A 5,737-nucleotide genomic window follows, 5' to 3' on the forward strand; every position below is an offset into this window, starting at 1 on the left:
CCCCCACCCCACCCCTCGCGGCGGCGGCGGGGCGCCGCAGATCCCCCCCCCCCCCCCCCCCCCCCGGGGGGGGGCGCGCCCCCCCCCCCCCCCCCCCCCCCCCCCCGCCGCCCCGGCCGGTGGAGAGGACCGAAGACCCCGGCCGCACGGCCACCCCGAAGAACCCCGCCGCACGGCCACCCCGAAGAACACCCCGCCGCACGGCCACCCCGAAGATCCGGCCACCCGACCGAGGACCGGCCACCCGAAGAACCCCGGCGCCGCCCCTCGGCTCCGGATCCCGAAACCCGGCCCCCCGCCGCCCCCCCCCCGGGCGGGGGGGGGCGCCCCCCCCCGGGGGGGGGGGGGGCCGCCCCCCCCCCCCCCCGGGGGGGCCCGGGGGGGGGGGGGGGGGCGGCCCCCCCCCCCCCCCCCCCCCCCGCGCCCCCCCCCCCCGGGGGGGGGGGGGGCCCCGGCGCAGCACGGGGCCATGGCCGTCCGCACCACCGCCGCCGGCCACACCGGCATCACCGTCGCCGACCTAGGGCCGCGCGGGACCGCGCGCCGGGACGCGCTTCGCCTACATGCGAGACGCGGACGGGACCACCGTGGAGCTGATCCAGCCGGCGTGAGCGTCCTCACCTGCGGCGACGGTCGGGCGTGTTCGAGACGCCGGTAGCCTTCGAGTGACCGGAGGAGGAACCATCCGCTACGACGGCCACGTCACCAAGGCTGCCCTGATCGTCAACGCGCAATCGCGGTCCGGGGCGCGCGCCTGCTCGCACGCCGAGGACCTGCTGCGCGCGCTGGACGTGCCGCTGCACGCGGTGCACCCGCTGCGGGACGCCTCCCGGCTGGTGGAGGTCGTGGAGGGCGCCGTCGAGGACGGGCACGACCTGGTCGTGCTCGGCGGCGGTGACGGCACGGTGAGCTCGGTGGTGGACGTGCTGGCACACCGCGAGGTGCCGATGGGCCTGCTGCCGCTGGGCACGGCCAACGACTTCGCCCGCACCATGCACATCCCGGCGGACCTCGACGGCGCCTGCCGGACCATCGCGCGCGGGCACGTGGTGGACGTGGACCTGGGGCGTTGCGGCGGGAACTTCTACGTCAACCGGGCCTCGGCGGGCCTGGGAGCGGCGGTCGCCCAGCACATGTCGCCGGTGCTGAAGCGGCGGGTCGGCCCGCTGGCCTACCCGGTGGCGACGGCGCGGGCGCTGCGCAGGCACCGGCCGTTCGCGGCGACCCTGGAGTTCCCGGACGGCGACCACGCCACGATGGAGCTCACCGACCTGCTGCAGATCTCGGTGGCCAACGGCCGGTACTTCGGCGGCGGGCAGCTGGCGGCGGCCGACGCGGGCATCGACGACGCCATGCTGGACGTGTCGGTGCTGCACAACGGCAGCCCGCTGCGGCTGCTGTCGATGGCGCGGGAGCTGCGCACCGGCAGCACGACGGACAGCTCGCTGGTGACGCACGTGCGGACCGGCTCGGTCGTGGTGAACACCGACGAGGAGCTGCCGATCAACGTGGACGGCGAGCTGGTGGCGAACACCCCGCAGCGGTTCTCGGTGGCGCGCAACGCGCTGCACGTGGTGGCTCCGCCGACGTGGACCGACGGCGGCTGAAACCGCGGTCCCGCATTTCTCGATCAGCGCCGTTTCCGTATTTCGCGGAATTCCGGTGCGAACGGTTCGCGCGCCGGAAGCCGTTTCCTGAATTCTCGTCGGCGAAATTGAACGGTTTTCCCGTTTCCCCTGGTCTGAGCTGGACCTCTCGGCCCTGTTGGGTCATTCGGCGGACAAGTGATTGCGCTGAATGCTGCACTCGGCGGTGCTGATCCGCGTGCCAGAATTCGGCCTTGACCGTGTTCTGCGGCGCCCTCGCGAATTCATCGACGTGCGAACGGCGCCGCTCTTTCCGGGAGAGGACCGCGCTCGTGCTGAAGACCCGCTGGACACGCTTCGCGCTGGCAGGTGTGCTGCCGCTGGCCGTGGCGCTGCCGCTGCCCGCTTCCGCCGCGCCCGCCGACCTCGGCGGCACCGACCGCCCGGTGGCGCCCCACGACTCCTACTACGAACCGGCGCTGGGCAAGACCGGCCCGGAGCTGAAGGCCGCCCTCAACGACATCATCAGCAGCGCCGACCAGCTCACCTACGACGAGGTGTGGGACGCGCTGAAGGTCACCGACCAGGACCCGGCGAACCCGGACAACGTGATCCTGCTGTACTCGGGCCGCTCGCAGGGCAAGGACACCAACGGCGGCGGCGCCGACCAGTGGAACCGGGAGCACACCTGGGCGAAGTCGCACGGCGACTTCGGCACCTCGCCCGGGCCGGGCACCGACGTGCACCACCTGCGCCCGACCGACGTCTCGGTCAACTCGGCGCGCGGCAACAAGGACTTCGACATGGGCGGCAGCCCGGTCGACGAGGCCGAGGGCAACTTCACCGACGACGACTCCTTCGAGCCCCGCGACGAGGTCAAGGGCGACGTCGCCCGCATGATCATGTACATGGCGGTGCGCTACGAAGGCGACGACGGCGCCCCCGACCTGGAGCTCAACGACCAGGTGGACAACGGCAGCGCGCCCGCGATGGGCCGCCAGTCGGTGCTGCTGGAGTGGAACGCCCAGGACCCGCCGGACGACTTCGAGAAGAACCGCAACCAGGTCATCTTCGACCAGTTCCAGCACAACCGGAACCCGTTCATCGACCACCCGGAGTGGGCGGCCGACATCTGGGGCTGATCCCGAGCGCCGGAGGTGGCCGCGCGCCGCCTCCGGCCGGATCGGTGGGAACGGACCTGGGCTCGAGATCGTCGCAGTAGTATCGCCACCACTGATCGGTGGTGGGTGCACCGCTTCGAGTCCTGGGGGGACGACCGTGACCTTGAACGTCGCACCGGAGGCGCTGTCGGCGCACAGCCAAGGCTCCCAAGGCGTGTCGCAGCACTTGGACCAGCTGTCCGCGGTGCTGGAGCAGGCTCGGGTCAGCGACGACTGCTTCGGCCCGATCGGCGAGCTGCTGGCCATGCACTACTTCAGCTCGCTGGAGGAGTGCCGCGACCTCGCCACCCAGGCCGGCGGGTTCATGGGGCACATCTCGCAGGCCGTGCAGGACTGCGCCAAGGACTACCAGGACATGGACCAGACCCAGGCCGACGACCTGGGCAAGATCGACCTCAGCGGGATGCGGGTCTCCGGCGGTGGACCCGCCTCGCTCGGCGAGGTCAACGGCGCCGGCGGGCCCGGCCGCAGCTACCTGGGGCGGACCGCCGAGTACGGCTCGTCCGCGGTCTCCACCAGCAACGACCTGGCGCGCGCGGACAACCCGCCGGACATCGCCATCGCCACCGTCAACGCCCGCATGGAGCAGCTGGACATGGCGCTCAGCCCCGGCAAGGCGTTCGCGGACAACGGGCTCGGATTCCTCATCTCCCTGGTGATCAGCCCGCTGGTGGAGTGGGTCATCGAACCGCTGATCGGCGACCCGGACCAGATGCGCAGCACCGGGAAGGGCTGGGAGCAGGTCGCCGACTGGGTCGACGGCCTCGGCGAGCAGGAGCAGCAGCGGGCCGCCGCCACCCGGCCCGTGTGGGAAGGCCAGGCCGGGGACGCGTTCCGCAAGCAGATGGAGGAGTTCTCCGGCGGCACCGCCGCGTTCGCCGAAGAGGTGCGCGGCCTCGCGCAGACGTTGAACTTCGCCGCCGACATCTTCGACATGGCCGTCGAGATGATCGTGGACATCCTCCAGGAACTCGTGATGGGCCTCATCATCGAGTGGATCGCGGCGCTGGCCGCGTCCTGGATCACCGCGGGCGCCTCCGTCGCCGCGGCCTCCGGGCTCACCGCCTCCCAGGTCGCCATCACCGGAACCCGCCTCGGCACCAAGGCCGCCGAACTCCTCCACAAGCTGAAGCCCCTGATCACCAAGCTGGAGGAGCTCCTCCAGAAACTCCGCAGCGGCCCGCTCCGCAAGGTGGTGGAGAAGATGAACGACTTGCGGAACGGGAGCAAGGGGCAGCAATGGGTGGCCCGGCATATCGACGGGAACCCGATCGCGAAGATCCTCACCCGTGGTGACACCGATGGACTCCGCAACGCCCAGCGCGGAGTCCGGGAAGCGGAAGAAGCACTCGCGCAAGGTCGGCCGGGGGCGCAAGCCGACCTGAACCGCGCTACCCGCGATCTCGAACGGGCCACTGCCCAGGACGGGGCCTCGACGACGGGCAATCGATTCGCGAACGCCGCTCGCCGTGATGAGGACGGCGACGTGATCTACCGCCAGAACGCCGACGGCACACCATCCCGTTCCTGGGGCGGTGATCTCCGACCTGAGATGGAGCGTGCGCGTGGCGAACAGGCTTTGGCCGCGAATCTGGCCCAAGCGGGGCTCGGAGCGGCCGGGTTGAGCGGTGAGCACCGATTGACGGATGCCATCGTGCACGAAGGCACGGCGGCCGTGGCGCAAGAAGGCATCGAGCAAGGCGTGAAGTTCGGATACGACGTCGCGCAGGACCCGTCGACCGAAGACGAGCGCGATGCCGCGACGGACCGCGGATTCAGCGTATGAGGAGGAAGTCCTGATGTCGGTGTCCAGGGCGCTTCCGGCGCCGTTGGTGGCGAGGGAGTGGTGGTGTGCTCCGGACGAGCCACTCCTGTGGGCGTTGTGGCAGGAGGATCTGGTCTACCGCGTCAAGGGCCTGGACGAGCGCGGTGCGCAGTTGGAGAGCTGGGGCAAGAGGTTCGCCCGCGGCGGTGGCAAGGCTGCGGCCGCGGTCGGTGGCTTCGCGGGCGATGCGTTGCTGACCATGGCGTTCGGCAGCGGAGACAGCGGTGACCGCGGCAAGCCCGACAGCGGTGGAGGGCGCCGGGCAGATCTGACGGTGTTCGGCGCGGCGCCGGAGTGCGCGGCGGTGGAGGCGATCGGCAGCACCGTTCCCGCCGAAGGGTCCCCGTACCGAACGTTGTGGATGCTGACTCCGCGGCGCCTCGGAGTCGCGGTGGAACTCCTCGCCCGGGGCGGCGCGTCGGCGCGGGCGGGACAGGGTGAGTTCGGGAAGAACGCACCGGGCGAGCCGATCCGGCCGGAGCGGGTGCTGCCGTGGCTGGAGTTCGGCCCGAACGACATCGCGGACTGCCGCCCGGTCGGCTCGAAGCTCTCCATCACGTTAGCGATCACGTTGCGGGACGGTTCCGGTTTCGGCCTGAACGCCCGCAGGCCCGGCGGAGTCCCAGTCATGCTCGACGCGCTGCGAGCGTTCACCGGTGGAGGAGGCGGACGTGGCTGACCTGAACGAACTGGACCGGGAGCTCCTGGCGCGGAAGTGGTCCGCCAAGCTCCAGGAGAAGTGGGTGGCCGACGGTGAGGAGCTCCGCTGGCTCGTGCTCCCGGAGCAGGGGTACGTCGGTTCGACCGTGTCCGGGCGGACGAGTGTTCCGCACGCGCCGCTCAACGACGTGGAACCGTCCCATGTGGACAGGTCGGGTTGGCCGCTGCCGAGCGACCTCATCACCTCCGGTCGCTACCTGGGTGACGAGTGGGCCGACGACCCTTCCATCATGTGGTGGGGGGGGGGGGGGGGGCCCCGCCCCCCCCCGCCCCGCCGGCGGAACAGGCCCGGGGGGGGGGGGGGGGGGGGGGGGGGGGGGGGGGGGGGGGGGGCGGGGGGGGGGGGGGGGCGGCGCCCGGGGGCGCGGCGGCGGGGGGGGGGGGGGGGGGGCCCGCGCCCGGCCCGCACGCTGTTGCTGATGCTC

At 72.4% G+C, this 5,737-nt stretch carries 4 protein-coding genes; all 4 read left to right on the top strand.

Translation table 11 applies throughout. The annotated features are described in order from the left end of the window. Positions 1-665: 665 nt before the first annotated feature. The 4 genes from LCD35_RS18060 (at position 666) to LCD35_RS18075 (ending at position 5,271) form a co-directional block, all read left to right on the top strand. Positions 666-1,607 (top strand): lipid kinase, encoded by a 942-nt coding sequence (locus LCD35_RS18060; RefSeq protein WP_224962839.1) that lies wholly within the window; start codon positions 666-668, stop codon positions 1,605-1,607. Positions 1,608-1,921: 314 nt separating this feature from the next. Beyond that, the gene (locus tag LCD35_RS18065) at positions 1,922-2,728 is read left to right on the top strand and encodes an endonuclease I family protein (protein WP_374108103.1); all 807 of its coding nucleotides are present in this window, start codon (positions 1,922-1,924) and stop codon (positions 2,726-2,728) included. 136 nt (positions 2,729-2,864) lie between these two features. Then, positions 2,865-4,553, top strand: a complete 1,689-nt coding sequence (locus LCD35_RS18070) for a WXG100 family type VII secretion target (RefSeq protein WP_224967283.1) — start codon at positions 2,865-2,867, stop codon at positions 4,551-4,553. Between the two features lie 13 nt (positions 4,554-4,566). Further along, positions 4,567-5,271 carry a hypothetical protein gene (locus LCD35_RS18075; RefSeq protein ID WP_225044505.1) on the top strand — a complete coding sequence of 235 codons (705 nt, stop codon included), beginning with the start codon at positions 4,567-4,569 and terminating at the stop codon, positions 5,269-5,271. Positions 5,272-5,737 lie beyond the last annotated feature (466 nt).

Origin of the sequence: Saccharopolyspora sp. 6V, assembly GCF_020176785.1 — a bacterium.
Classification (GTDB): domain Bacteria; phylum Actinomycetota; class Actinomycetes; order Mycobacteriales; family Pseudonocardiaceae; genus Saccharopolyspora_C; species Saccharopolyspora_C gregorii.

Excerpts from the sequence above, each read along its gene's own strand:
- LCD35_RS18075 (WP_225044505.1), top strand. The coding sequence starts at position 4,567 with ATGTCGGTGTCCAGGGCGCTTCCGGCGCCGTTGGTGGCGAGGGAGTGG.